At 66.3% G+C, this 25322-nt stretch carries 15 protein-coding genes and 2 pseudogenes; 4 read left to right on the plus strand and 13 right to left on the minus strand.

From position 1 onward, the window contains the following. Positions 1 to 27: 27 nt before the first annotated feature. The 10 genes and pseudogenes from addA to ubiE form a co-directional block, all read right to left on the minus strand. Positions 28 to 3537: a double-strand break repair helicase AddA gene (addA, locus tag ACQ86E_RS14250; protein ID WP_431205901.1), complete on the minus strand. Its 3510-nt coding sequence runs from the start codon at positions 3535 to 3537 to the stop codon at positions 28 to 30. Next, the gene (gene addB, locus ACQ86E_RS14255) at positions 3531 to 6677 is read right to left on the minus strand and encodes a double-strand break repair protein AddB (protein ID WP_431205902.1); all 3147 of its coding nucleotides are present in this window, start codon (positions 6675 to 6677) and stop codon (positions 3531 to 3533) included. The genes addA and addB overlap by 7 nt, the downstream gene beginning before the upstream one ends. A 101-nt stretch (positions 6678 to 6778) precedes the next feature. Then, entirely contained in the window at positions 6779 to 7501 is a 723-nt protein-coding gene (locus ACQ86E_RS14260; protein WP_431205903.1) for a nucleotidyltransferase family protein, read from the minus strand. A gap of 213 nt (positions 7502 to 7714) precedes the next feature. Next, positions 7715 to 8032, minus strand: coding sequence for a PilZ domain-containing protein (locus ACQ86E_RS14265; protein WP_431205904.1), 318 nt, complete (start codon positions 8030 to 8032; stop codon positions 7715 to 7717). Positions 8033 to 8108: 76 nt separating this feature from the next. Beyond that, the gene (gene tsaE, locus ACQ86E_RS14270; protein ID WP_431205905.1) at positions 8109 to 9635 is read right to left on the minus strand and encodes a tRNA (adenosine(37)-N6)-threonylcarbamoyltransferase complex ATPase subunit type 1 TsaE; all 1527 of its coding nucleotides are present in this window, start codon (positions 9633 to 9635) and stop codon (positions 8109 to 8111) included. Next, a complete protein-coding gene (locus tag ACQ86E_RS14275) occupies positions 9632 to 12136 on the minus strand; it encodes an ATP-binding protein (RefSeq protein ID WP_431205906.1) in 2505 nt (834 codons plus the stop codon). Before ACQ86E_RS14275 ends, tsaE begins: the two co-directional genes overlap by 4 nt. A gap of 261 nt (positions 12137 to 12397) precedes the next feature. Further along, positions 12398 to 12856 carry a dUTP diphosphatase gene (dut, locus tag ACQ86E_RS14280; protein ID WP_431205907.1) on the minus strand — a complete coding sequence of 153 codons (459 nt, stop codon included), beginning with the start codon at positions 12854 to 12856 and terminating at the stop codon, positions 12398 to 12400. After that, positions 12853 to 14319, minus strand: coding sequence for a bifunctional phosphopantothenoylcysteine decarboxylase/phosphopantothenate--cysteine ligase CoaBC (gene coaBC / locus ACQ86E_RS14285; protein ID WP_431205908.1), 1467 nt, complete (start codon positions 14317 to 14319; stop codon positions 12853 to 12855). The genes dut and coaBC overlap by 4 nt, the downstream gene beginning before the upstream one ends. Before the next feature lie 56 nt (positions 14320 to 14375). After that, positions 14376 to 15948: pseudogene (ubiB, locus tag ACQ86E_RS14290) on the minus strand (2-polyprenylphenol 6-hydroxylase). Next, on the minus strand, positions 15945 to 16706 hold the full coding sequence (ubiE, locus tag ACQ86E_RS14295) for a bifunctional demethylmenaquinone methyltransferase/2-methoxy-6-polyprenyl-1,4-benzoquinol methylase UbiE (protein WP_431205909.1): 762 nt from the start codon (positions 16704 to 16706) through the stop codon (positions 15945 to 15947). Before ubiE ends, ubiB begins: the two are co-directional and overlap by 4 nt. An 81-nt stretch (positions 16707 to 16787) precedes the next feature. Between ubiE and mutM the strand changes: the two are divergent. Further along, a pseudogene (gene mutM / locus ACQ86E_RS14300) lies at positions 16788 to 17668 on the plus strand (bifunctional DNA-formamidopyrimidine glycosylase/DNA-(apurinic or apyrimidinic site) lyase). Between the two features lie 320 nt (positions 17669 to 17988). On the opposite strand, the gene ACQ86E_RS14305 reads toward mutM, so the two are convergent. Then, positions 17989 to 18732 (minus strand): AAA family ATPase, encoded by a 744-nt coding sequence (locus tag ACQ86E_RS14305; RefSeq protein WP_431205910.1) that lies wholly within the window; start codon positions 18730 to 18732, stop codon positions 17989 to 17991. 239 nt (positions 18733 to 18971) lie between these two features. Here ACQ86E_RS14305 and ggt point away from each other — a divergent pair, with 239 nt between their 5' ends. Both ggt and ACQ86E_RS14315 read left to right on the plus strand, forming a co-directional pair. Further along, positions 18972 to 20651 carry a gamma-glutamyltransferase gene (gene ggt / locus ACQ86E_RS14310; RefSeq protein ID WP_431205911.1) on the plus strand — a complete coding sequence of 560 codons (1680 nt, stop codon included), beginning with the start codon at positions 18972 to 18974 and terminating at the stop codon, positions 20649 to 20651. Between the two features lie 227 nt (positions 20652 to 20878). Next, positions 20879 to 21931 carry a sensor histidine kinase gene (locus ACQ86E_RS14315; RefSeq protein WP_431205912.1) on the plus strand — a complete coding sequence of 351 codons (1053 nt, stop codon included), beginning with the start codon at positions 20879 to 20881 and terminating at the stop codon, positions 21929 to 21931. A gap of 88 nt (positions 21932 to 22019) precedes the next feature. Here ACQ86E_RS14315 and ACQ86E_RS14320 read toward each other — a convergent pair whose 3' ends face one another. Continuing rightward, positions 22020 to 23381, minus strand: a complete 1362-nt coding sequence (locus tag ACQ86E_RS14320) for a serine protease (protein ID WP_431205913.1) — start codon at positions 23379 to 23381, stop codon at positions 22020 to 22022. A gap of 104 nt (positions 23382 to 23485) precedes the next feature. Here ACQ86E_RS14320 and ACQ86E_RS14325 point away from each other — a divergent pair, with 104 nt between their 5' ends. Beyond that, complete coding sequence (locus ACQ86E_RS14325; RefSeq protein WP_431205914.1) at positions 23486 to 24289, plus strand: HesA/MoeB/ThiF family protein; 804 nt, start codon at positions 23486 to 23488, stop codon at positions 24287 to 24289. Positions 24290 to 24298: 9 nt separating this feature from the next. On the opposite strand, the gene ACQ86E_RS14330 is transcribed toward ACQ86E_RS14325, so the two are convergent. Then, a complete protein-coding gene (locus tag ACQ86E_RS14330; protein WP_431205915.1) occupies positions 24299 to 25306 on the minus strand; it encodes an aldo/keto reductase in 1008 nt (335 codons plus the stop codon). Between the last annotated feature and the right edge of the window lie 16 nt (positions 25307 to 25322).

Below are 25322 nucleotides of genomic sequence, written 5' to 3' on the forward strand. Positions count from 1 at the left end.
AATCGCGCCCGGGATCATGCCGTCAACCTATGAACGGCCCCTTGCCGGGTCAAGGACGCTCACGCCGACATGAAGGGATGCCAGCGCCGCGTCCAGCGCGGGGGCTGAAATCTCCATATATTCAAGGGCCTCGGTCCAGAGCAGGACGGCCCTGATCGGCTTTTGGGGATAAAGCCGCGCAAGCACCGCCCGGTACAGCGCGAGCTGCCGGACATAGGCCGCTGGCGCCTCGGCTGCGCTTTTGGGCGCCGCCTGGTTGGTCTTGAAATCGACGATCAAAACCTCATCCGGACGAACGACGAGCCGGTCGATCTGCCCTGACACCAGCGCCGGGGCACGGCCCGGTCGCTCCAGCCGGCCGACGATGGCGACCTCCGCCCGGCTGCCCGCTGCAAAGACGGCTGCGAAGCGCGGCTCGGCGATCAGGGCGAGCACCTTGTCGGCCAGCGCTGTGCGGTCGGCCTCCGGCCAGTCCGAGGCGTTGCGCGCCATGAAGCCGAGCGCGGCCTCGCGCCGGCGCTCGGCTGCGATGTCGGGGAGGGATTGCAGCAGCCGGTGCACCAGCGTGCCGCGTTGCAGGGCCAGCGCGCGGGACTGCACCGATTCGCCTGATCGCACGCTGCGGCCTTCGTCGGCCGACTGGCCGGAGGGACGCACCGGATCGTCGTCGAGCATCTCGCGCGGCGCCGGCGTCCGCAGCCAGCCGGGCAACGTGACCGCCTGATCCATCGATATGGCGGGCGTGCCCAGCGCCACGACATCCTCGGGCCGGGCGAACCTTGTTACCTTGCCGAGCGGCGTCTCGATCGTCTGCTTGTCGAGGCCTGAGCCTTTGAGCCCGGTGTCGATCAGGTCGTACCAGCTCAGCTTGCGCACCGTCTTCATGTTGCCGGGCAGGCAGCCGCCGACGATCAGCCGGTCGGCCGCGCGCGTCATCGCGACATAGAGCAGGCGGCGATATTCGTCCTCGGTCTCCTCGATCATCGCCTTGCGTGCGTCTGCGACGGGCTTCGGATCATCCGCCTTGCGCCCCGCCCAGACCACGACCTTTCCGCCATTGCCGCGCGGCACGTGGATCAGCCGGACCCGCTGTGAGTCCGCCGGCGATGACGTGGTGTCGACCATGAACACGACGGACGCCTCGAGGCCCTTGGCGCCGTGAACCGTCATCACGCGCACCTCGTCGCGCGAGATCTCCATGTCGCGCTTCACCTCGGTGTCGGCCGAGCGCAGCCAGGCCATGAAGCCCTGCAGCGAGGCGGGCGCTTTGCGCTCGTAGTTCAGCGCGAGCTCCAGGAACTCGTCGAGCGCGTCGTTGGCCTCATGGCCGAGCCGTCGCAGCATGCGCGCGCGTCCGCCGTCGCCGCCGAGCAGCCAGCCATAGAAGGCGAATGGCGTCTCATCGCGCGCGCGCGCCTCGCAGGCTTCGAGGCGCCGCAGCGCGGTCGTGAACTTCTCGCTTCCAACCGCATGCTCGCCCAGCGCGCGGCGCAGCGATCCCTTGCGATCATGGGCGAGCTGAAACAGATCGTCGTCATCGAGCCCGAACAACGGGCTCTTCAGCGCCACCGCAAGCGCGAGATCGTCCTGCGGCAGCAGCAGCGCGTCCGCGAGGTTCATCAGATCGATGATGCCGATGTGCTCGGTCAGCTTGAGCCGGTCGGCGCCGGCGACCGGGACGCCCGCGTGCTTCAGCGCCTGGATCACCGCATCGAACGCATTGCCGCGCCGGCGCACCAGGATCAGCACGTCGCCATAGCGCAGCGGACGCCGCTCGCCTTCGTGCCCGGTCAGCGTGCCGCTCTCGACCAGCCGCTTGATCTCGGCCTGGATGCGGCGCGCGAGCTTGACCTCGGGACTGGTGACGGCGACGCCATCGAACGGCGCGCGCCAGCCCTCGATGTCCTGCCTCTCGTCCGCTTCTGCCAGGTCCCACAGCTCGATCACGCTCGGGCCTGCATCGGCGAGTGCGTTATGCAGGGGATGGCCGATCTCGACTGAATGGATGCTCTTGTAGATCGCGGGCTCGCGGAAGACGTGGTCGACCGAGTGCAGGATCGCCGCGCCCGAGCGGAACGAATAGGTAAAGGCGACGGGATCGAATTTCAGTCCGGCCGCGGTGAATTTGCGGTGCAGCTCGCGCCGCCGCGCATCGAACTCGCGCGGAGCCGCGCCCTGGAACGAGAAGATCGACTGCTTCTCGTCGCCGACTGCGAAGACGGTGCGGTTCAGCCCCTCGCGCGCGCCTGCGCCGGCCGTGAACTCGGAGATGATGTGCGCGACGATGTCCCATTGCCGCGGGCTGGTGTCCTGGGCCTCGTCGATCAAGACGTGATCGACGCCTCGGTCGAGCTTGTAGTGGACCCAGCCCGAAGCGACGCGGTCCAGCATCGCCAGCGTCTTGTCGATGAGGTCATCATAGTCGAGCAGGCCGCGTTCCTGCTTCTCGCGACGGTAGTTTGCGGCAGCGGCGGTTGCGATATGCAGTAGGGCGGCAGTGCGGTCGCGCATGGTCACCGCACGGCGCTTCTCGATCAAGCCACTGAGGCGCTGTGCCTCGTTCTCGAACAGACGCGCGACGGATGGGCTCTGCTCGCCAAACTTCTTGGTCAGCACCGCCTTGCGCGGCGCCTTGTCGTCGGTGAGGAAGACGCCGAGATAGGCATCGACCTGCGCCGCGCCCGAAAACACCTTGGCCTCGCGGAGCCGGCTGGCCTGGTCGTTGTCGGACTTGCTGCCGTCCTCCAGCGCGAACGCGATGTCGTCCCAGCGCGATCGCGGCAGGAACGGGCCGTCGAGAATCTCCGTCTCGACGTCTTCGATGCGGTCGCCGGCATCGACGCCCAGCGCGGCGGCCATCTGCGCGGCCGCTGCTTCCGCATTGCCGGCCTCGTCGGTCCAGGCCATGAAATGGTCACGGCTCAGACAGGCCTCGCGCACGACCTCCTTGAAGGTGACGTCGGCGGCGCTCGCCATCGCGGTCAGCAGCGCGCGGCCGGTGACGCTCTCCGCATCGCGCGCGGCCTCCAGCAGCACCTTCAGATTGGCGCGCTCCATCATGTCGGTCTGGTCGCGCTCGTCGATCACCGCGAAGCGCGCGGGAACGTTGGCCTCGAACGGGAATTGCTGGAGCAGGCGGGTGCACAGCGCGTGGATGGTCTGCACCTTCAGTCCGCCCGGCGTCTCCAGCGCGCAGGCGAACAGCTTTCGTGCTTCGCGCCGCAGCTTTGCGGTGGGAAACGGGATCCCGACCGCAACGATGGCCCTGGTGAGCGCATCGTCGTTCAGCGTCACCCAATGGCCAAGCGTGGTGAACACACGTTCGGCCATGTTGGCCGCGGCAGCTTTGGTGAAGGTGATGCAGAGGATCTTTTCCGGCGGCACGCCCGACAGCAGCAGGCGGATCACGCGCTGCACCAGCACATGCGTCTTGCCCGAGCCGGCATTGGCCGACACGAAGGCCGACGCGGTCGGATCGGACGCGCGCGCCTGCCGCGCGCGCACTTCATCCGGGATGGGACGGGGCGCCTTCACCATTCCTCGATCCCCAGGCCGCCGGCCGCGGACCATTCTTTGATCCGGGCAAGATCGTCATAGGTGCCGTAGCGGTTGGTCCACATCGGCAGGTTCAGCGAGGTGTAGGCCTGGTTCTCGTCGTCGAAGGCGCGGATCAGCGCCTCGAGCTTGGCGCGCGCCTCCGCGGCCGCCGTGTCTGGTGGCTGCGGCTCGTCGCTTTGCTTGAACTTCAGCTCCAAGATGCGTTCTTCGCCCGGCGGATTGTTGCCGCTCAGACGGACATAGACGAGCTGACTCACCGAGGAGCCGGCATCGATATCGGGAAACCCGCCCTCGCGCAGGATCGCGGCCTCCAGCGTGAGCTGCGGTGACAGGCCCATGCGGACCTGCTTGCCGGTCGGCGGCTGTCCGGTCTTGTAGTCGAGGATGGCGTAGCCGCCGCCCTGGCGCCGCTCGATGCGGTCGGCGCGGGCGGACAGGGTGAAGCTGCGGTCGGGATCGAGCAGGATCGAGATCTCGCCGCGGGTCTCCGCCGTGATCGCCTCGATCGCCTCGCGCCGCACCGTCTCCCATTCGCCGAACCAGCGCGCGATGCGCTGGAAGCGGGGCCACCATAGCGCGCGCGCCTCGGGCCGCTCCATCAGCGGCGCAAAATGCTTCTCGCCGATCGCGCGCAGCACACGGGCGGGATCGTCGGGCAAACGCGTCGCATATTTTTCCGTGAACTCGCCGAGCGAATCGTGGATCGCCGAGCCGCGGTCGGCGGCCGACAGCGGCATGTCGACGGGATCGAGCGCGGCGAGCTTCAGGATGCGTTTGGCGTAGATCGTGTAGGGGTCACGCAACCAGTCTTCTATTTCGGTAACCGACATTCTCATCGGCCGTGTCGCGCGTGGTGGCCGCGGCTCAGGCTGCTTGACCGGCTTGACCTCGTCGGGCTGGTCGAGCACTTCGGCGAAGGTCACGTATGTTTCGCCGGCACGAATCGCCGCTTTCCAGTGCTCATCACCTGCGACGGCCTCAAGCCGATGCAGGAAGCGCGAGGCCACCGCGGGCGCGCCGCCGGCCTTGGCGGAGTGGGTGAGAATGACTTCGCCGCCGCCGAGCAGCTGCGCGAAGTCGTGCGCGGAGAGGCCGATCCGGCGCTCCGGCAGATCGAGGCCGAGCTCGTGCCGCATCGGACGGCTGAGCCAGGGATCGATGCGTGGCGCCGGCGGCCAGACGCCTTCGATCAGGCCGCCGACGATGATGCGATCGGCCTGCATCAAGCGCGATTCCAGCGGGCCGTAGATCTGCAGCCGCGCACCCGGCTTGTCGCGCCGCCGCACCGCGCGGTCGGCAAACGCCGTTTGAAAGACGTCGGCATAGTCGGCCAGCTGCACCATCAGGCCGCTGGTCGTGCCGCCGCGCAGGAGATCGTCGAAGGCGCTGGCGAGCGCGAGTCCTTCGCGCTCCTCGAAGGCGAGCGGAATCCCCTGCTCGTCGCGCGACAGCCCGATCAGGATCTCGCGATGGCGATGCGCGAGCTCGGCGAAGTCATGCGGTTTTGATGCTGCCAGGCTTTCGATCGGCGCCAGCACCTTTTGCAGGATGTCGATTAGCGCCTGGATGCGCTCGATATCGGGCGCCTTGAGACGCGCGCGCGGCTCGGCGTGATGAAGTGCGGAAACCTCCTTGCGCTCCAGCTTCGCAAGCTCCTCGCGGAAGCGGTTGAACTCCCGCAGCAGGCCGGCCGTGCCGGCAGGTGGCCGCGTCCCGCGCAGGAGCGCTAGCTCCAGCCCTTCGACCGCGCTCTTCCACGCGCCGGGCGCGCGGCCGAGCCGGCATAGCGGATGCTTCAGCAACGCCAGCAGCGTCGGCGGCTCCAGGCCCTTGGTCGCAGCCTCCGCCGCAAGGCGCGCGAAGACTCCGGCGGAGGTCTCCATCAGCACGTCGCCGCCGGAATCGTCGAATGCGAGATCCCATCGGGTCAGCGCAGCCATCACCCGCCGCGCCAGTGCGCGGTCCGGCGTCACCAGCGCCGCTGATTTGTCCAGATGCCGCGCTTCGCGCATCGCAATGGCGATCGCGAGTGCTTCCATTTCAGGATTGGGGGCTTCCACCACGGCAAGGTTTGCCATGCCGCCGGCGATCCTGGCGGCGACATCAGGCTGCTTGAGCCGGTCGTACCAGACTTCCGTCCTCGCGGACGGCCGCATCGATTCCGACGCCAGCAGATCGCGGCCGCCGTCCGCGGGCGGCTGGAGGATCTCGACGTCGCCGCGCTTGATGCCAAAGCGATCCAGCAGTGCGTGCAAGGCATATTGCGGATGGTTCGAGGCCGGATGCTCCACGAATTTTCCGAGGGAGTCTCGTACGCCGCCGATGGTCCGCCAGGCGTCGTCGTCGAGATCGGTGTCAAGGCCCGGCAGCACCACGGCACCGTGCGGCAGCGAAGCGACCGCATGCAGGAATTTTGCGGTGGCCGGCATCGAGCCGGTCGACCCGGCCGCGATCACGGGACCGTGGGGATGCGTGGTCAGCCGGCTGGCCTCCGCCGCGATCAGGAGATCGCGCCGCGCCGCAGGCTCGATCCGGTTGATCTCGGCGAGGTGGCCGGGCCAGGCGATGCGCGCGATGCGCAGAAATTCGAGCGAATGCTGCCAGTAGCGATCGAGCATATCAGGCACGAGGCCGTCGAGCGCGCTCCAGTCGACGCCGCGCGTGACCATGTCGTCGATCAGCCGTGCGAGGTCGCCGGCTAGCGCCAGCGTCGAGGCCGGGCCGCCGACCACCAGGGGCGACAGCACGGGACCCCTGGCCCAGGCAGCGACGAGTTGCGCCAGCGTCAGCCGCCGGTCGAGCTCGCCGAGTCGCGGGGGAATGTCGAGCGGGGTTGCGCCCGAAAACTGCTCGCCCTCGTCGGCGAAAGCGAGCTCGTCCTCGTCGATGTCGCCGAGCGCGACGATGCGCGGCAGCACCACGGCATCGGCCTTCATCTCGTCGAGGAAGATCTCGCGGACGACCCGCATGGCGCGCCGCGTCGGCAGGTACAGCGTGGCATCGGCCAGCCGCGCCGGCTCCTTGCGCGCCTCGAAGCCGTCGACCAGCCGGCCGTCGAGCAGGGCCGTGACGACGGTGCGCAGGAACGGAACCGAGAGGGGAACGCTGAAAACGCGCATGGCTGCCTGATTCGAGGGATCAGGCGCCAATATAGGGAGGCGGACTCAAATGGATATGGGTGGAGGGGAGATAGTCCCCGCTGTTCGCGGCCTCACAGCCCCTAAGCCACGCTCTCCAGAAACGCCTCTTCCGCCGCATGCACCGCGTCGGGCGTGCCGACATGCATCCAGACGCCGTCGAGGCGCAGGCCGAACAGCCGGTCCTGCTCGTTCGCGCGGTCGAACATCTTCGTCAGCGAGAATTCGCCCTGCGGCGCACCTTCGAAGATCGAAGGCGACAGGATCGCCGCGCCGGCATAGACGAACGGAACGACCTCTTTTTCCTTGCGCTTGCGCAAGGCGCCGTCGGGCAGCATGCCGTAATCGCCGCGGCCGCTGTAGCCGATGCTGGTCGCGGTCGGCGCCATCAGGAGCAGGATGTCCATCCGCGCGGGGTCGAAGTTTTCCGCAAGCCGCGCCAGATTGGAACGCACGCCGTCGATCCACAGCGTGTCGGAATTGACGTGGAAGAACGGCGCGTCGCCGAGCAGCGGCAATGCCTTGACCACGCCGCCGCCGGTGCCGAGCACCTGGTCGCGCTCGTCGGAGATGGTGACGCGCGGATGCTGGCGGGATGCGACGTGATTGATGATCTGGTCCGGCAAATAGTGCACGTTGACGACGGCCTCGGTCACGCCGGCTTCGCCGAGCTTGTCGAGCACATGGTCGAGCAGCGGCTGGCCGGCCACGGGCACCAGCGGCTTCGGCATCTTCTCCGTCAATGGACGCATACGCAGGCCGAACCCCGCGGCGAGCACCATGGCTTTGGTCGGTTTGACGGACATCGTTTGCCTTCTCGGATTCGTCTTTCTTGGGCGTCGTGGACTCAGGACGCTTGGACTCAGGACGCCTGGACTCGAACTCTTGAACTCGAACTCCTCGACTCTAACTCCTGGATTTCGCGTTCGCAGCAATTTTTAGCACGGACCGCAATTGGCCGCACTGCGTCTTAACCGCCTTAACCACCCGCCGTGACGGTTGTACGACGCCGGTTGCCGTCACGCGCCGACCGCTGTGGAGCGCGCCTTTTTCTTCTTGTCGCCGACCTTCAGAAAATTGACGCCGATCTGGTCGCCATTGACCCAGGCCAGTTCGCAGCGACGATACGCGAGCCCCGTGGACGACAGCAGGAGAAAGAATTCCTTCAGATGCAGGCCTTCGACGGAGCCGTCGATCGTCAGCTTGGCGCCGGTCTCGGAGACGTCCTCCACGGTGCAGTCGCGCCGCCAGGTGCCGTCGATCCCCATCATCTGGGCCGGAATCCCGCGTTCGAAAACAACCCTGCCGGTTCCGCGCTGGTCCGTCTTGACCGCCATCTGCCTTGCTCCAGCCCCGTATTTATCCGGCTGCGTTCGGGCGATGATACCGATGGGATGGCTAACAGCCGGTAAATCAGGTTCCGGACCGGGGCGGCGGGACGTTGGCGAGATACCAGTCGCGCAGATGGGCGAGCGCAGGATGCGCCAGCGAGCGCTGGAGGTAGGTCCAGATCCGCGGCTGGTGGCGCAAATAATGCGGCTTACCGTCGCGGCGGTTGAGCCGGGCGAAGGTGCCGAGCAGGCGGGTGTTCCGCTGCGCCGACATGATGGCGTAGAGCTCGGCGAAGCCGGCCGGATCGAAGCTCGCATCATCCGCGCGCCGCGCCTTGATGTAGCGCGACAGCAGCGTCAGCTCGATGTTTTCGGGCACGTCGATCCGCGCGTCCTGGAGCAGCGAGACGACGTCGTAGGATTTCGGCCCGAGCACAGTGTCCTGGAAGTCGATCACGCCGACGCGTTCGATGCCGGTACGATCTGCAAGCCAGATCAGATTTGGCGAGTGATAGTCGCGGATGATCCAGGTCTTCGGTGCGGCCAGCGGTTTCTTCAGGAGTTCGCGCCACATCGCGAAGAACTCCGCGCGCTTCTCGTCGCTCAGCGGCGCGTTGCGATCGGGCAGATACCATTCCGGCATCAACCCGATCTCGATCAAGAGTGCTTCGATGTCGAAGACGGGAATGTCGTAGGCCTGCCCGTTCAGCGGCAGCTTCTCCGGCAGAGTCCTGCCGTGCAGCAAAGCGAGCACATCTGTCGCGGCTTCATAGCGTTCTACAATCGGACGCGGCGGACCGCCTTCGATCACACCTTCGCTGCCAAAATCCTCGCTGATCAGAAAGCCCTGGTCGAGATCGAAATGATGGATCTTGGGCGCCGAGAGTCCCTGCGCGCGCAGGCCCTCGTCGATCGCGACGAACGGTGAGATGTTCTCGGCGAGATGCACCGCGGCGCTGTAGGATTTTCCGTTGTAGAGTGCGGCGCCGTCCGGGCGTTGCGGAAAGTTCATGAGGATGACGACGCCGTCGTCGCGCAGCAGTCGCGCATAAGAGCGCGTTGAAGCGTCGCCGGCCATGCGCTTGCGCGCTGCATCCATGTACCCCGATGCGTCCAGGAATTCCCGAAGCGCCTTCAGCCGCGCAACGACGGCAGCGCTCTTGCCGTGACCGGTGATCTCGGCAGCGCGTGCGTTCGAGCCCAGCGCGGTGCGGTGCGTCAGCGCGATGTCGATGCGATCCCCCGGCATCGCCGACGGCGCGCGCTCCGGCCATTCGATCAGCACCAGCGTGGCATCGGGGAGCGGCGACAGCCCGATCTCCTCGAGCTCGCTCTCGTTCTCGATGCGATAGAGGTCGGCGTGTATCACCGGAAATGGCGGCAGCTCGTAGCCCTGCACCAGAGTGAAGGTCGGGCTCGGCACTTCCAGTTCCTCGTCGCCGGCGAGGTAGCGGATCAGGCTGCGGGCGGCCGCAGTCTTGCCGGCGCCGAGATCGCCGGTGAGGGTGATGACATCGCCGGGGCCGACCAGCAGCGCGAGGTCTGCCATCAGTTGCGCAGTCGCCGTCTCGTTGGGAAGCGCGACGGAGAATGTGGTGGACGCAGTCATTCGGCGGCGTCGCGATGCGCCGCCTGGTCGGTCGGGAAGTCGCAGATCACGACCGTGCCCCGGCCGACGATCGAATCCACCCGCACCTTGCCGCCATGCAGCTCGACGAAGGAACGCACCAGCGACAGGCCGAGCCCGGCGCCGCGGTGACGCGACCCCTGCGAGCGGCTCTCGAACCAGTTGAACACCTTGTCCTTCATGTCGGCAGGTATTCCAGGCCCGGAATCTGTCACGGTGAAGACCACGCTGCCCTCGGTGCGGCGCGCGCTGATGCCGACCGTGGAATCCTGTGGAGAAAACCCGACGGCGTTGGCGAGGAGGTTATAGAGCACCTGCACCACGCGCTTCTCGTCGCCGATGAAGCTGCCGATATCGGGCGCGATCTCGACCTTGAGACGGATGCGGTCGGTGGCGAGCCGGTCCTGGATGCCTTCGGCGGCCAGCTCGATGGTCTTGCTGACGTCGACCGGCCCGAGTTCCAGCTTCATGGCGCCGGCGTCGATGGTGGCGAGATCCAGGATGTTGTTGGTCAGCGCCAGCAGCGCGTTGGTCGATTTGGTGACGTAATCGAGATATTCGGCCTGTTTCGGCGTCAGCGGCCCGGTGGAGGGATCGCTGAGGAAGTGCGCGAAGCCGATGATGGTGGTGAGCGGCGAGCGCAGCTCGTAGGAGACATGGTGGACGAAATCCACCTTCATCTGGTCGGCGGCTTCCAGCGCCTCGTTGCGCTCACGCAGCGCGCGCTCGACGTTCTCGGTGTCGGTGATGTCCTGGAACGTCAGCATGGTCGCGCCGTCATGCAGCGGGCGGATCATGCCGTCGAGCACGCTGCCGTCCTTGCGCTCCAGTTTCAGGGGAATGTCGGCGCGGCTCTCGATCGAGGTGACGGCCTCTCGGATCTGGCGCCAGACCGCGGGGTCGTCGAACAGCTGGTGGCACCAGCCTTCGACGGTCTGGATATGCGGCTCGTCCCGCATGGCGTCGGCGGACAGCTTCCACATCCGGACGAAGGCCGGGTTGAACAGCTGGGCCTTGCCGTTGCTGCCGAACACCGCGACGCCCTCGGCGAGGCTGTCCAGCGTCTCGCGCTGGACACGGATCATGCCGTCGAAGCGGCGGGCGAGTTCGAGGCTCTCGGTGACGTCGTCGAACAGATAGGTGACGCCGCCTTCCGGATTCGGCGTGGTGACGACGGAGAGCGCGCGGCCGTCGGGCAGGTACCAGGTGTCCTTGGCGGCCTCCACGGCACGATAGGCCTCGTGCAATTTCGCCTTCCAGGCGCGGAAGTCCGGCTGCTCCGGCAGTTTTCGTGCGGCGCGGAGCTGGTCGAGCACGCTGGAATCGTCAGGATTGGCGTCGAGGAAGGTGCGGTCGAGGTCCCAGAGCCGCCGGTAGGAATCGTTGTAGAAGGCGAGCCGGCGCTGGCCGTCGAACACGGCGACACCCGAGGAGAGCTGGTCGAGCGTGCGGCGATGCGCCTCCGCCATCCGCACCAGGGCCGAGCTCAGCGCATCCGCCTCGCTGGCGTCGATCGCGACGCCGACACTGCCGCTGCGGACATTGACCGCGCGGACGTCGTAGATGCGCCGCTCGCCGCCGATCACGATCGGCAATCGCGAGGTGAAGCTCGCGGCCTCCTTCAGGCCGCGGTCCATGGCGGTGCGGTCCGCACTGTCGAGCAACTCGAGCTTGCGCTCCTGGGCGTCGCCGACGCTGGTCGCCTCGGTCGCGCGCACATAGGCCGGATTGGCGAAAGTGAGCGCGCCGTTCTCCGCCTTGGCCCAGATCGGCCATGGCGCGGCGGCGGCGAAGCCGCGCAGCATCTCGGTCTCGTCGGAGAGCGCCTTGTAGCGCAGATTGGTTTCGGCCAGTTCGCGGCGCAGGCCCGAAAGTTCGCGAATCCTGACAATGGCTTGGCCGCCGATGGCGCGGCCGATGGCCTCCAGCGTGTGCCCATGCGCTGTCGTCAGCGTGATCTGGAATCCGTCGCCGCGGTCACGCAGCGCATCGACCGCATGGTCCATCTGGAGCGCCGGTTCCGGCGGCAGCCAGGTGCCGAATGCGAGCACGCGCTGCGGCGAGGAGTCGCGCGGCAGCACCATGGAGATGTCGCCGGAAATCTGCGCGCGGTCGTCGCCGGCCGGCCAGGAGATCAGGACCTGCGGCTCGGCGAACAGCAGCGCGCCGAAGCGGTCGGCCTGCAGCTGCAGTTCCCCGATCCGCGCGCGCAACCGCGCCTCGTTCTTCACCGTGCGCACGCGCGTACGCATCAGCAGGATGGCCGCCACGACCGAGAAGCCGAGCAGGGCCAGCGCGGTGGTCAGCACCGCGAGTTCCTGCCGGTTGAAGTCCAGCAATACCGAGAGTGTGTCGACGAGGTCGGCGGCCTCGGCTGGCGCAGCCGGCAGCAGTACTGCGAGCGCGCTTCCGATCATGCCGTTGCGCACCAGCGATGTGCACGACAGCAGCGTCCGACGCATCGACACGATCACGCCTGACATAGTTGCCCCAAGACCGCACGAATTGACGCGCGGCGACCCCCGTCGCGCGCGAATCAAACGACAATACCCTCACCGTGACTCCAGCGGTAAGAGTCCAGATCGTGAACGCAAAGGCGGCCCCAAAAAAATGCGGGGTGTGCGGTTCCAGCCCAAGTGGTTCTTCGGAATGATTCGGCTGAATTGTCGTGTGTTCGCGGTTACGCAGACGCCTGCCGCGATGCCGGTGCGCTCCCTCCCCGCACGCGGGAGAGGTGAAACGACTCACCGCCCGGTCGAGCCGAAGCCGCCGGAGCCGCGGTCGGTGGCGGACAAGGTCGCCACGGGAACCAGCGCGGCCTGCACCACGGGCGCGATCACCATCTGCGCGACGCGCTCGCCGCGCTTGATCACGAAGGGAGCCGCGCCGTGGTTGATCAGGATCACCTTGATCTCGCCGCGATAGTCCGCGTCGATCGTGCCCGGCGAATTCAGCACGGTGACGCCGTGCTTGGCGGCAAGACCGGAGCGCGGCCGCACCTGAGCCTCGTGTCCGGGCGGCAGCGCGATCGCGAGCCCCGTCGGCACCAGCGCGGATTGACCGGGCGCGAGCGTCATCGGTTCGTTCTCCGGCACCGCCGCCATCAGGTCGAGGCCGGCGGCCTCGGCGGTCTGATAAGCCGGCAGCGGCAGACCCGCGGCGTGGGCGAGTTGCTGCAGTTCGACCGTGGCTGTCGTGCTCAAGATGCCGGCTCCGGGGCTTTGTCGGTCAAGGATTTGTCGGTCACGCTTCTTGCGATATGCGCGACCAGTTCGATGGCGACCTGTTCCTTGGTCATCACCGGCCAGGAATCAACTGCAATCTCGCCGTCCTTCTCGCCATTCTTGCGACTGATCAGATGCACGGTATTGCGGTCGCCGCCCATCACGCCGGTTGCGGGCGAGACGTCGTTGGCGACGATCCAGTCGCAACCCTTGCGGGCGAGCTTCGATTTGGCGTTGTCGATGAGATGTTCGGTCTCGGCGGCAAAGCCGATCACCAGCGGCGGGCGCTGGTCCGTCAGCTTCGAGACCGTGGCGAGGATGTCGGGGTTCTCGACCAGTTGAAGCGGCGGCATGCCGGCCGAACTCTTCTTCAGCTTCTGCTCGCCCTCGCTCGCGACGCGCCAGTCGGCGACCGCGGCTGCGAAGATCGCGATGTCGGCGGGAAGCGAAGCCTGCACCTGCTCCAGCATCTGCCGCGCGGACTCCACATGCTTCACCGTGACGCCGGCGGGATCGTCGAGATCGACCGGGCCGCTCACCAGGATAACCTCGGCGCCCGCAGCTTGCGCGGCGGCAGCAATGGCAAAGCCCTGCTTGCCCGAAGACCGGTTGGCGATGTAGCGCACCGGATCGATCGGCTCATGTGTCGGCCCCGCGGTGATCAGCACGCGCTTGCCTGCGAGCGGACGCGGCACCGGTGGCCGCAGCAGGCGCTCGGCGGCGGCGGCGATCTCGATCGCCTCGGACATGCGGCCGGTTCCGGCCTCGCCCACTTCGGCCATCTCGCCGGAATTCGGCCCGACCAGCGCCACGCCGTCGCGCTGAAGCTGCGCGACGTTGCGGCGCGTCGCCGCGTTGTTCCACATCAGCGGATTCATCGCCGGCGCCAGCAGGATTTTTCGGTTGGTCGCGAGCAGGATGGCGCTGGCGAGATCGTCGGCATGGCCATTGGCCATCTTCGCCATCAGGTCGGCCGTCGCCGGCGCCACCACGATCATGTCGCACTCGCGCGCCAGCCTGATATGGCCGGCGTCGAACTCGCTCTGGGGGTCGAACAGATCGGTATAGACGCGCTCATGCGAGAGCGCGCTCACCGCGAGCGGCGTGACGAATTGCTGCGCCGCCTTGGTCAGCACGCAGCGGACCTCAATGCGGCGCTCCTTGAGCCGACGGATCAGGTCCAGCGACTTATAGGCCGCGATCCCGCCGCCGATGATGAGGGTGACACTGGCCTCCGGAGCGGCGCCGGTGCGCTGGGGCGTTGGGGCGGTGGATGCCGCGGGAGGGGCCGCGAACGGTGTCAGCGGCTCCTCGCGACCCTCGATCAGCTCCCCGAGGATGACCCTTACCTCCTCCTCGACCGACCTGCGGTTCCTGGCCGAGCGCAGGCGCAGATAGGTTTTGACGCCCTCGTCGAGCTTGCGGATGGTCAGGCTTGCCATGACGCCCCTCCAGCACAAATGATAGCGATGCTAGCAATCGCTTGATTGCAGTGCAATCAAAGATTCCGGACCGCGATCAGGATGCCGATGAAGGTCGCGGCGATGATCCAGAGCGCGACGGTGCGCCAGCGGTTCTTGCGGCCCTCGCTGCGGCCCATCGCGGCGATGCTCTCGGGCGATAGCCGGATGCCGTCCCGGGTCATGGCTTCGAGCTGCTCGAGCACCGCGACCGAGCGTTGCGCGATGTCGGGCAGTCGCATCAGCACGCGGGCGAGGTCGCCGCCGCCGGAAATCGCCCCCTGCACCCGGCCGATCGGTCCGAGATTGCGCTCGATCCATTCGCGCACCACGGGATCGGCGACCTTCCAGATGTCGAGTTTCGGATCGAAGCCTCGCGCGACCCCTCGACCACGACCATGGTCTTCTGCAGCAGGATCAGCTCGGGCCGCGTCGTCATGTCGAACAGGCCGGTGACCTCGAGCAGCAGCGTCAGCAGCCGCGCCATCGAGATCTCCTCGGCGGTGCGGTTGTGAATGGGCTCGCCGATGGCGCGGATGGCTTGCGCGAAATTCTCGACGGAATGATGCGCGGGCACGTAACCCGCCTCGAAATGCACCTCGGCGACGCGGCGATAGTCTCGGGTGATGAAGCCGAGCAGGATCTCCGCGAGGAAGCGCCGCTCCTTCATCCCGAGCCGGCCCATGATGCCGAAATCGACCGCGACCAGGCGGCCGGCATCGTCCAGGAACAGGTTTCCGGGATGCATGTCGGCGTGAAAAAGCCGTCGCGCAGCGCGTGGCGCAGGAAACTCTGGATCACCTTGCGGCCGAGATCAGGCAGATCGACCTGCGACTCCGCAAGGCGCTTGTGATCGTTCAGCGCGATACCGTCGATCCACTCCATCGTCAGCACGTTGTGTGTGGTGCGGTCCCAGTCGACAGCAGGCACGCGGAAATCAGGATCGTCCTGCGTGTTCTCCGCCATCTCCGACAGCGCGGCAGCTTCGAGCCGCAGGTCCATCTCCATCGCGACCGAGCGCGACATGGTGTTGATGACTTCGATCAGGCGCAGCCGCCGCGCCTCGGACGAGTAAGCCTCGGCCTTGTGTGCGACGAAGAAGAAATCGGAGAGGTCGCGGCGGAAGCGCGCGGCCACGTTGGGCCGCAAGACTTTCACGGCGACCGCTTTGCGGACGCCGTCGCGCAGCACTTCGCCGCGATGCACCTGCGCGATCGAGGCGGCCGCGACCGGCGGACCGAGGCTCGCGAATACATCCGTCAGCGGACGCTCCAGCGAGGTCGCGATCGCGGCTTCCGCTTCTGCTTGCGAAAACGGCGGCAAGCGATCCTGCAGGCTTTCCAGGTCGCGCGCCATGATGACGCCGACGACGTCGGGGCGCGTCGCCAGAAACTGCCCGAGCTTGAGATAGGCCGGGCCCATCCGCGTCAGCGCGCGCGACATCCGTGGCCCGTCTTTCGGGCCGCGCCGCTCGACGATGCGCGCAAGCTTCAGCGCGAGCTGTCCTGGCGGCGGCACCAGGCTCGGATCGACCGAGCCGAACACGCCTTCGCGCGCAAACACGAACGCGGCGCGGATCAGGCGCGAAATGTGGGTGATGGCAGAAATCACAAACGCCAGCCCGAATGCAGCGCGACGATGCCGCCCGACAGGGTCTGAAAGCCGACGCGGGAAAAGCCGGCGTCGCGGATCATGTCGGCGAAGGCGTTGGGCTTTGGAAACTTGCGGATCGATTCGACCAGATACTGGTAGGACTCGGCGTCGCCCGTGACCATGCGGCCGAGCGGCGGAATCACCTTGAACGAGAACAGGTCGTAGAGACGATCGAGGCCGGGCATCTCGACGGTGGAGAATTCCAAGCAAAGGAAGCGGCTGCCGGGCTTCAGCACGCGATAGGCCTCCGCCAGCGCGAGATCGATCCGCGGCACGTTGCGAATGCCGAAAGCGATCGTATATGCGTCGAAGCTGCGGTCGGCGAAAGCGAGCGCCTCGGCATTACCTTCGACGAAATCGACCTGGGTCTCGAGATGGCGTTTCGCGGCGCGCTCGCGGCCGACCTCGAGCATCCCGGAATTGATGTCGCAGACGGTGGCATGAAAGCCGGGGCCTGCCGCCTTGGCGGCCCGGAACGAGATGTCGCCGGTGCCGCCGGCAACGTCGAGCAACGCGAACGGCCGGTCGCTCCTCGGCGGGTTGAGCGCGTTGATCATGATGTCTTTCCAGACCCGGTGCAGTCCGCCGGACATCAAATCGTTCATCAAATCATAGCGCGACGCCACGCTGTGAAACACATCGTTCACCAGCGTCTGCTTGTCCCCCAGGGGAACGTCCCTGAAGCCAAAATGCGTGGTTTCGCCCGGCCGATCCATTACTCTACTCCACTGGGCGAACCATAGCGCGCCCGCCGCAATGGCGCTATCACACCGCCCTCATAAGGTGAATGCCTGACCATGCCTGAATTGCCCGAAGTCGAGACCGTCCGCCGCGGCCTTCAGCCGGTCATGGAGGGTGCGAAAATCCTCGTCGCGGAGGCCCGCAGGCCCGATCTGCGCTTTCCGTTCCAGCCGGATTTCGTCGCCCGGCTCCAGGGACAGGTCGTCACGGGGCTCGGACGCCGTGCAAAATATCTCATGGCCGATCTCGCCTCCGGCGACGTGCTTCTGATGCATCTGGGCATGTCGGGCTCGTTCCGCGTCATCAAGCCCGACAACGACGCATCGCCGGGTGAGTTTCACTACCCCAGGGAGAAGGACTCCACGCACGACCACGTGCTGTTCCGGATGTCTTCCGGCGCCGACATCATCTTCAACGATCCGCGCCGCTTCGGTTACATGAAAGTGATCGCGCGCGACGCGCTTGAAGACGAGCCGCTGCTGCGTGACCTCGGCCCCGAGCCGCTCGGCAACGCGTTCGATGCGGCCATGCTGGCGCGGTCCTGCGCGGGCAAGACCACGAGCCTGAAGGCCGCGCTGCTCGACCAGCGCGTGGTCGCGGGGCTCGGCAACATCTATGTCTGCGAAGCCCTGCACCGTTCGCATCTGTCGCCGCGCCGGATCGCGGCGACGCTGTCGACCAAAAGGGCGAGCCGACCGATCACGCCAAGCGACTGGTCGGCGCGATCCACACCGTGCTGAACGACGCCATCAAGGCCGGCGGATCGTCATTGCGCGACCATCGCCAGACCTCCGGCGAGCTCGGCTATTTCCAGCACTCGTTCAAGGTCTACGATCGCGAAGGCGAGCCTTGCAGGACCCCCGGCTGCGGCGGCACGGTGAAGCGATTCACGCAGAACGGTCGATCGACGTTCTGGTGTGCGAAATGTCAGAAGTGAGAGAGATCGCAGCCGGGAGGTTGTGAGCTGTCGAGCTGTCAGACGACGGTCCCACCGCAATGACGGGTGGATGGAGCAACGTTGCCCGCAAACAGCCTTTTCATCTGACAAGTCAGATGTCTGCGCGCCGTCGCCGGGGTACCTCGGCGGCAAGCCGTTCTACTGTGCATGGGGTTGTTTTCGACATTTTGTGCGATGACGGATCGCCAACGCCAGAAAACGCGAAGCGAAGCAATCCGGCCGGGCTGGTGACCGGATTGCTTCGTCGCTGGGCCCTTCCGGATGGTGGAGGGCCGGCTGCCGTCCGAGCGATGCCCCGCTCAGGACGCCAGTGTCGTGGTCTCGTCCGCCGCGAGCTCGGTGGCGACGTGCAACATGCCGTCCGCGGCCGAGATCACCTGGTCGATCAGCACATTGGTGGTGGCTTCGAGCTCGAGCCGGGTCTCGATCCAGCGCCAGAGGCCGCGGATCTCGTCCGCCGACTTGCCGTTCGGCGCGAACTCGCTGACAGCGAGGCCGCTGGCGAGCGAGTCCTGATGGTCGTTGCGCATCACGATCAGCGGGCGCGCGAGCACGTCGGCCAGATCGAGCGCGGCTTCTTCGGCGAGCGTGTTGGCCGCGTTGTCGATGCGCTGGCCGCGGATCGGCGTCTGGTTCAGCACGAAGCTGTAGGGCCGCTTCCAGGCGCGCGCGACGCTGAGCGTGGAGACGGTCGCCTCGATGTCGGCTACGCTCGGGCGGGCCGGAATCAGGCAGAGGTCAGAGTGGCGGATCGCTGCGGTGGTCGCGGCGCTGAGGCCGGCTGCGGTGTCGATGATCGCGAGCTGGAGGCCGCTGTCGGCCAGCATCTTCAGGCGCGGTTCGAGATCGGCGGCGTGATAGATTGGCTCGACGACGAGATCGTCATTGTTGCGGCGTCGCTGCCAGTTGGACAGGGTGCCCTGAGGGTCGGTCTCGATCAGGCGGACGGAGAAGCCTGCATGCTTGGCTGCGAGCGCGAGGCCGATGGCGAGGGTGCTCTTGCCGCTGCCGCCCTTTTGGGTGGCGAGTACGATCGTGTGCATTGGAAGATGAATCCTTTGGAGTGCTCGGGTCAGGAAAACGCCACGCGAACGTGCATCTATGGGGATGCTGAGCTCTTCTCGCTCAGGACGTGCCGGCCCGATCCAAAGGGGATCGCGGATGTCCGAATCAGCAGTAACGATGATGGCAGAATCGGGAATGACAGCTAATCCGTACCATTACTGGACCCGTAATCCTGCGTGTGATGTGCTCGCCGCGGTGAACAGGAAAGGCAGGCGGCATGAGCGGAAACTGGCGCGACCGGACGGCAACGACCTTTGAATGCCAGAAGATGCCCGCGGTCTCGAGCCGCGGCATGGTGGTCAGCAACCATCCGCTGGCGTCGAGCGCCGGCGCGGAGATGCTGGCCGCGGGTGGCAACGCCATCGATGCCGCGATCGCAACCCTGTTCACGCTGACCGTGGTCGAGCCGATGATGGTCGGCATCATCGGCGGCGGCATGGCGCATATCCGCCTGGCGGACGGCAGCCATCGCTTCATCGACGGCCAGAGCACCGTGCCTGCGGCGGTGCGCGACACCAGTTACACCTCCAAACCCGGCTCGGCGCATGACGTGTTCGACACCGTCGGCAACGAGAACCTCAACGGTCCGAAGGCGGTTGCCACACCGGGCTCGCTGAAGGCCTGGTGTGAGACGCTGCGACGCTTCGGCACCATGAGCCTTGCCGACGTGATGCAGCCCGCCATCAAGCACGCCGCGCGCGGCTATGCGGCGACGCCCTATTTGCACGAATGCATCAGTGAGAGCGCCGCCGAGATGCGCAAGGACAAGCCGATCTCAGCGATCTATCTGCCTGACGGTGCGCCACTGAAGGTCGGCGAGCGCGTCGTGCAAGCCGAATATGCCGAGACGCTGCGTTATATTTCCGATCACGGTGAGACCGCACTCTACGAGGGGCCGCTCGGCGACATCCTCGCCGACTACATGGAGAAGGCCGGCGGCTTCATCCGCCGCAACGATCTCACCAGCTACAAGACCGTCGAACGGCAGCCGATCCGTGCCGACTATCGCGGCTGGACCATCCTTGGCCCGCCGCCGCCCGCGGCCTCCGGCGTGCACATCGCGCAGATGCTCAACATCCTCGAAGGTTACGACATCGGCGGCCTCGGTTTCGGCACACCGGAGACCATTCACTATCTCGCCGAGGTCCTGAAGATCGCCTTTGCCGATCGCGCCGCGGCGAGCGGCGACCCTGACTATGTCGGCGTGCCCGTGGAGAAGCTGACCTCGAAAGCCTATGCCGAGGAGCGCCGCCGCGCCATCGATCCGTCGCGGGCGCAGGCCTGGGGCGCCGGCGTGTCGCCGCTCGAAGGTGCTCACACCACGCACATGACGGCGGCAGACAGCTTCGGCAACGTGGTCGCGACCACGCAGACCATCAACAATCTGTTCGGCGCCAAGATCATGATCCCGGGGCTCGGTGCGATCGCCAACAACTACATGAACCTGTTCGATCCGCGCCCCGGTCACGCGCTGTCGCTGGCGCCGGGCAAGCGCGTGACGACTTCGATGTCGCCGATGATGGCGCTGAACGGCGGCAGGCTGCGTTACGCGCTCGGCCTGCCCGGCGGCAAGCGCATCTTCCCGAGCGCGATGCAGGCGCTGGTCAATCTGATCGACCACGGCATGACCTTGCAGGAGGCGGTCGAGGCGCCGCGCGTGTGGACCGAGGGGAACGCGCTCGAGGTCGAGCAGGCAATGCCGGAGGCCGTGCGTTTGAGGCTCGCCGCGCTCGGCCACAAGGTGCAGCCCGTTGCGACGGTCGCCGGCGGCATGAACGGCATCGCCTTCCATGACGACGGCACCATGACCGGCGCCGCCTGCTGGCGCGCGGATGGCACGCCAGTCGGGATTTCAGGCGGGCTTGCACGAAGCGGCGTGCGGTTCAGGCTGAGTTAGTCGTGTATCTCCGGAACACTCTGGCGGTTTTTGAACGTCATTGGCAATTTCTGGACAAGGGTATTCGCTGCGTCCGGCAGATGCCGGATGCTCGGCCTGACTGAGGCGGATGACGACATGAGTCGTGCACTGTATGCTACGGAACTCTGACGACAGGTCGGTGTCCGGGTAAGGTTGTGCGTATGGGTGGAGATGGAGCCAGCGACTTCCTGGCCGAAGGCGGCGAGATGGGCGCTCTGACGCGCGCGTTCGACTGGTCGAAAACGTCGGTAGGCTCCCCGGAAACCTGGCCTCAAAGTCTTCGCGTTACGGTGCGGCTCGTTCTGACCTCGCGTCACCCGATGTTCATCTGGTGGGGGCCGGACCTCGTCCAGTTCTACAACGACGCATATCGGGAGACGATGGGGCCCGAAAGGCATCCAAGTGCTCTGGGAGCAGGTGGCCGCGAGTGTTGGGCAGAAATCTGGGACGTCATTGGTCCTCAGATCGAGCACGTCATGGCCGGCAAGGGCGCGACATGGAATGAGGACCAACTTGTCCCGGTGACGCGTCATGGTCGTCGCGAGGACGTCTGGTGGACGTATAGCTTCGGCCCGATCGATTTCGAGGGCAAAGTGGGCGGCGTGCTTGTCGTCTGCAAGGATGTCACGTCCGAGCATACGACAAGAGAAGCGCTGGCCCTCATCAACGAAGAGCTGAAGCACCGCGTCAAGAACACGCTTGCAGTCCTGAGTGCGGTCGCCGCGCAGACATTTCGCGAGCCATCCAGCAAAGCCGACCTCGAAAAGTACCAGGCACGACTTGGCGCGTTCGGACGCGCGCATGACCTGTTGACCGCAGCAAACTGGGCTGCCGCTCCGCTTCGGGATGTGATCGACACCGCTCTCATCCCTTATCAGACAGGCGAAGGCCGCTTCACGGTTTCGGGGCCGCCACTTGTCGTCAAGTCCCGACAGGCGCTCGGCCTGTCCCTGGCGATTCATGAGCTCGCGACCAACGCTTTGAAATACGGCGCGCTGACTGTGGCGAGCGGCCGCGTGTCGATCACCTGGACGGCGGGCGATCAGGACGGAGAGCCAAGGTTCGTTTTTGTCTGGCAGGAATTGGGCGGGCCAATGGCGTCGACGCCAGCCCGCGTGGGCTTTGGTTCACGCCTCATCTCCCGCGTGCTGGAAGACGATTTCGGAGGTTCTGTCGACGTTTCCTATGATTCGACCGGTCTCATCTGCCGCCTGACAGCCCCTCTCGAAAATCTGGCGACTTCCGCAAAAGCCTCGTGAGGCCGAGCGGAAGCTGCATGGCTCGGCGGCGTGACATGTCTTGACCGCACGCATCGAGACGGGAGACGAAGCGCGGGCGCCGTCTGAATTACTTCCTTACGCAGATCACGCGCACGACGGCAGCTTTCGCATCCGTCGATGTGCCATTCGCCGTGACGCCGTTTGCTTTGAGGAAATCGCGCACAGTTTCCGCGGAGACCATCACGGCCTGTGATGCCGGCACCGCTGTCGCAGGCCCCGCGACCATTACCGGCTTCAATAGCGAAACGCCGGCGAACTTGCCGTCACCATCGATCGCCGGGCTACCGGAAAATCCGACCGACGGCGGCGGTGACAGCGCGGAATCGCCGCCACCGACAGGTGCCAGCGCGCCCTTGAGGCTCGACACGGCGGCAGCGCCGGCCTGGCTTTGTGGATCCGCGATGCCCACGACATCGACGCTTGTCTTTGCCCCGCCACCCGCGAGGCTGAGTGGCTTCAGGCCACGCGCGCCATAAATGTGCAGCAGCGCGAGATCGTGCTCCTTGTCCTCGGCGAGACGGTCGGCGCTGCCGTAGCCGGCGATGGTGATCGCAAGGCAGCTGTCGGTGACGAGGCGGTCGGCGACGATCGCGCCGTCGTCGCTGACGACGATGCCGGTGCCGTATTCGACAGTCTTGCGCGGCGGCGGCCCGGCTTGCGTCCCTGAGGGAAACGCGTTGAACGCGCTCGACATCGCGATCACGACAGGCTCGACCGTGTTCTCGGTCGCCTGGTCGTAGAGGATCGTCATGATGCGGACCTCGTCGCCCTTGAAGGTGCCGCGCACGTAGAATTTCTTCAGGCCCTGGAGTCCTGACAGCACGAAGAAATCGGGCTTCACCACGGTGTAGTCGACCTTGCGCCCGGCCGGCTCCTTCTTCTCCAGTTCGGCGAGCTTTGCCGTGGTGGGGTTTGCCTCCTTGCGGCGGCTGAGCAGCACCTGCACCGTTCCTGTCGGCGAGGTCCATCTCGATCCGTTGGCATCGGTGGCCTGCTGCGGCACCAGCTTTGAGGGAATGCCGAGCCGCGCGCCGCTGGTCATTTCCGTCACAAGCTTCCAGCCGACGCCCTCCTGCCTCCGACGCGCGGTCTCGGCGAGCGCAGCGCGCTCCTGCGGATTGAGCACGCCGGTGGGCTTGCCGCCCTTGAGCTTCTGGTATTCCTTGATCGCCTCGACCATGCGCGCGCTGACGTCGCCGGTGATGGCGCCGTTATACTGGCCGACCCAGGCGAGGTCGGACTGCAGCGACAGCCGCTCTCCTTGCGTCATGCCGTCCGCCGTCTCCGACGGCGTCTGCAGGGCCGGCGGCTTGATCGGGACGGTCTGGACCACTTTTGGCTTGGTGCCGGGCACCTGTGGCTTCGTTATCTGGGCGCTCGCGCCTGTGGCCGCCGTCAACATCAGTGTTGCCGCAAGCATCGATCTCATGACAAATCCAGCCAGCCCATTGCAAATTGACCATTGAACGTGCCGCCATTGAAGCACATCTCGTTGGTCGCGAACAATGTTGGGCTGGTTCAGGAGAAGAGAAGTTGCTGAGCCCGGATGAACTCGAACGCTATGCCCGCCATATCGTGCTGCGCGATGTCGGTGGGCCGGGCCAGGCTGCGCTGAAAAAGGCCTCCGCGTTGGTGATTGGCGCCGGCGGGCTCGGTGCGCCCGCTCTCATGTATCTGGCGGCCGCCGGCATCGGCACGCTCGGCGTGGTCGATGACGACGTTGTATCGCTGTCGAATCTCCAGCGCCAAGTGATCCACGCGACGCCCGACATCGGCCGCCACAAGGTCGAGAGCGCAGGCGAGCGGATCGCGGCCCTGAATCCGCATGTCCGCTTCGTCGGTCACGCCACCTGGCTCAGCGCCGACAATGCGCTCAGCCTGATCGGCGACTACGATCTCGTGCTCGACGGCTCCGACAATTTCGCGACGCGCTATCTGGTTTCCGACGCCTGCTTCTTCGCGAAGAAGCCGCTGATCACGGCGGCGCTCGGCACCTTCGACGGCTCGCTCACCACCATCCGCGCGCATGAGACCAACGCCGACGGCGTGTTCAACCCGACCTATCGCTGCCTGTTTCCGGAAGCGCCGCCGCCGGGCACGGTGCCGGCCTGCGCGGAGGCCGGCGTCATGGGCGCGCTTGCGGGCGTCATGGGCTCGATGATGGCGCTGGAGGCGATCCGCGAGATCGTCGGCTTCGGCGACGGCCTGGTCGGCCGCCTCCTGATGGTCGATGCGCGCGCGATGCGCTTCGAGACGCTGCGCTACGCGCGCGATCCCGCCAATCCGCTCAATGGCGATGGGCCTGTGGTCGCGGACCTCAGCGCCCATCGCACCTGATTGCCGTCGTTATCGGGTGGCTGGTTTCTCGCTATCGAGATGCGCCATCTGCTCCGCGGCATAGCGCGTACCCGCGGCGACATCCGGCGGAAATGCTTTCGCCAGTGCGGCAAGATGAACCGGCGCCAGCGTCACCTTGGTCGCGCCGAGCGCCTCGGCGAGACGGGTGCGAGTTCGCGCGCCGACCAGCGGTATGATCTCCTTGCCCTGCGCCGCGACCCAGGCGATGGCGACCTGCGCGGGAGTCGCGCCGATCGCGGCGGCGATCGCACGCAGCTGCTCAACCAGCGTAAGATTGGCGTCGAGGTTCGCGCCCTGGAAGCGCGGCGTCATCAGCCGGTAGTCCTTGCCGGTCTTGCCGGAGTCCTTCGACCAATGGCCGCTGATCAGGCCACGCGCCAGCACGCCATAGGCAGTGATGCCGATGCCAAGCTCGCGGCACGTCTTCAGGATGTCGCGCTCGATGCCACGCTCGATCAACGAATATTCGATCTGGAGATCGGCGATCGGATGCACGGCATGCGCGCGGCGGATGGTGTCTGAGCCCACCTCGGACAGGCCGATATGCCTGATGTAACCGGCCTTCACGAGATCGGCGAGGCCGCCGATGGTTTCCTCGATGGGAACGCCGGGATCGAGCCGCGCCGGACGGTAGATGTCGATGTAATCGGTGCCGAGCCGCTGCAGCGAGTAAGCGAGGAAATTTTTGGTCGCGGCCGGCCGTGTGTCCATTCCGATGAAGTCGCCGGCCGGACCGCGCAGCGCGCCGTACTTGACGCTGATCTGCACTTTTTCGCGCGGCACACCTTTCAGCGCTTCCCGCACCAGCAACTCGTTGTGCCCCATCGCGTAGAAATCGCCGGTATCCATCAGCGTGATGCCGGCATCGAGCGCGGCGTGGACCGTGGCGATGCTCTCGTCGCGATCGGCGGGGCCATAGACCTCCGACATGCCCATGCAGCCGAGACCGAGGGCGGAGACGGTCGGGCCCGTCGAACCGAGTTTACGCTGTTCCATGATGGCTCTCCTCGAA

Source organism: Bradyrhizobium betae, assembly GCF_050632175.1.
Taxonomy (GTDB): Bacteria; Pseudomonadota; Alphaproteobacteria; order Rhizobiales; family Xanthobacteraceae; genus Bradyrhizobium; species Bradyrhizobium betae_B.

What these genes read in the sequence shown, in the direction of transcription:
- ACQ86E_RS14265 (WP_431205904.1), bottom strand. Translation starts at nt 8,032, where the DNA reads ATGGCGGTCAAGACGGACCAGCGCGGAACCGGCAGGGTTGTTTTCGAA.
- ggt (WP_431205911.1), top strand. Translation starts at nt 18,972, where the DNA reads ATGAGCGGAAACTGGCGCGACCGGACGGCAACGACCTTTGAATGCCAG.
- ACQ86E_RS14315 (WP_431205912.1), top strand. Translation starts at nt 20,879, where the DNA reads ATGGGCGCTCTGACGCGCGCGTTCGACTGGTCGAAAACGTCGGTAGGC.
- addB (WP_431205902.1), bottom strand. Translation starts at nt 6,677, where the DNA reads ATGCGCGTTTTCAGCGTTCCCCTCTCGGTTCCGTTCCTGCGCACCGTC.
- ACQ86E_RS14330 (WP_431205915.1), bottom strand. Translation starts at nt 25,306, where the DNA reads ATGGAACAGCGTAAACTCGGTTCGACGGGCCCGACCGTCTCCGCCCTC.
- ACQ86E_RS14320 (WP_431205913.1), bottom strand. Translation starts at nt 23,381, where the DNA reads ATGAGATCGATGCTTGCGGCAACACTGATGTTGACGGCGGCCACAGGC.
- addA (WP_431205901.1), bottom strand. Translation starts at nt 3,537, where the DNA reads ATGGTGAAGGCGCCCCGTCCCATCCCGGATGAAGTGCGCGCGCGGCAG.
- ubiE (WP_431205909.1), bottom strand. Translation starts at nt 16,706, where the DNA reads ATGGATCGGCCGGGCGAAACCACGCATTTTGGCTTCAGGGACGTTCCC.
- tsaE (WP_431205905.1), bottom strand. Translation starts at nt 9,635, where the DNA reads ATGACTGCGTCCACCACATTCTCCGTCGCGCTTCCCAACGAGACGGCG.
- ACQ86E_RS14275 (WP_431205906.1), bottom strand. Translation starts at nt 12,136, where the DNA reads ATGTCAGGCGTGATCGTGTCGATGCGTCGGACGCTGCTGTCGTGCACA.
- ACQ86E_RS14305 (WP_431205910.1), bottom strand. Translation starts at nt 18,732, where the DNA reads ATGCACACGATCGTACTCGCCACCCAAAAGGGCGGCAGCGGCAAGAGC.
- coaBC (WP_431205908.1), bottom strand. Translation starts at nt 14,319, where the DNA reads ATGGCAAGCCTGACCATCCGCAAGCTCGACGAGGGCGTCAAAACCTAT.
- ACQ86E_RS14260 (WP_431205903.1), bottom strand. Translation starts at nt 7,501, where the DNA reads ATGTCCGTCAAACCGACCAAAGCCATGGTGCTCGCCGCGGGGTTCGGC.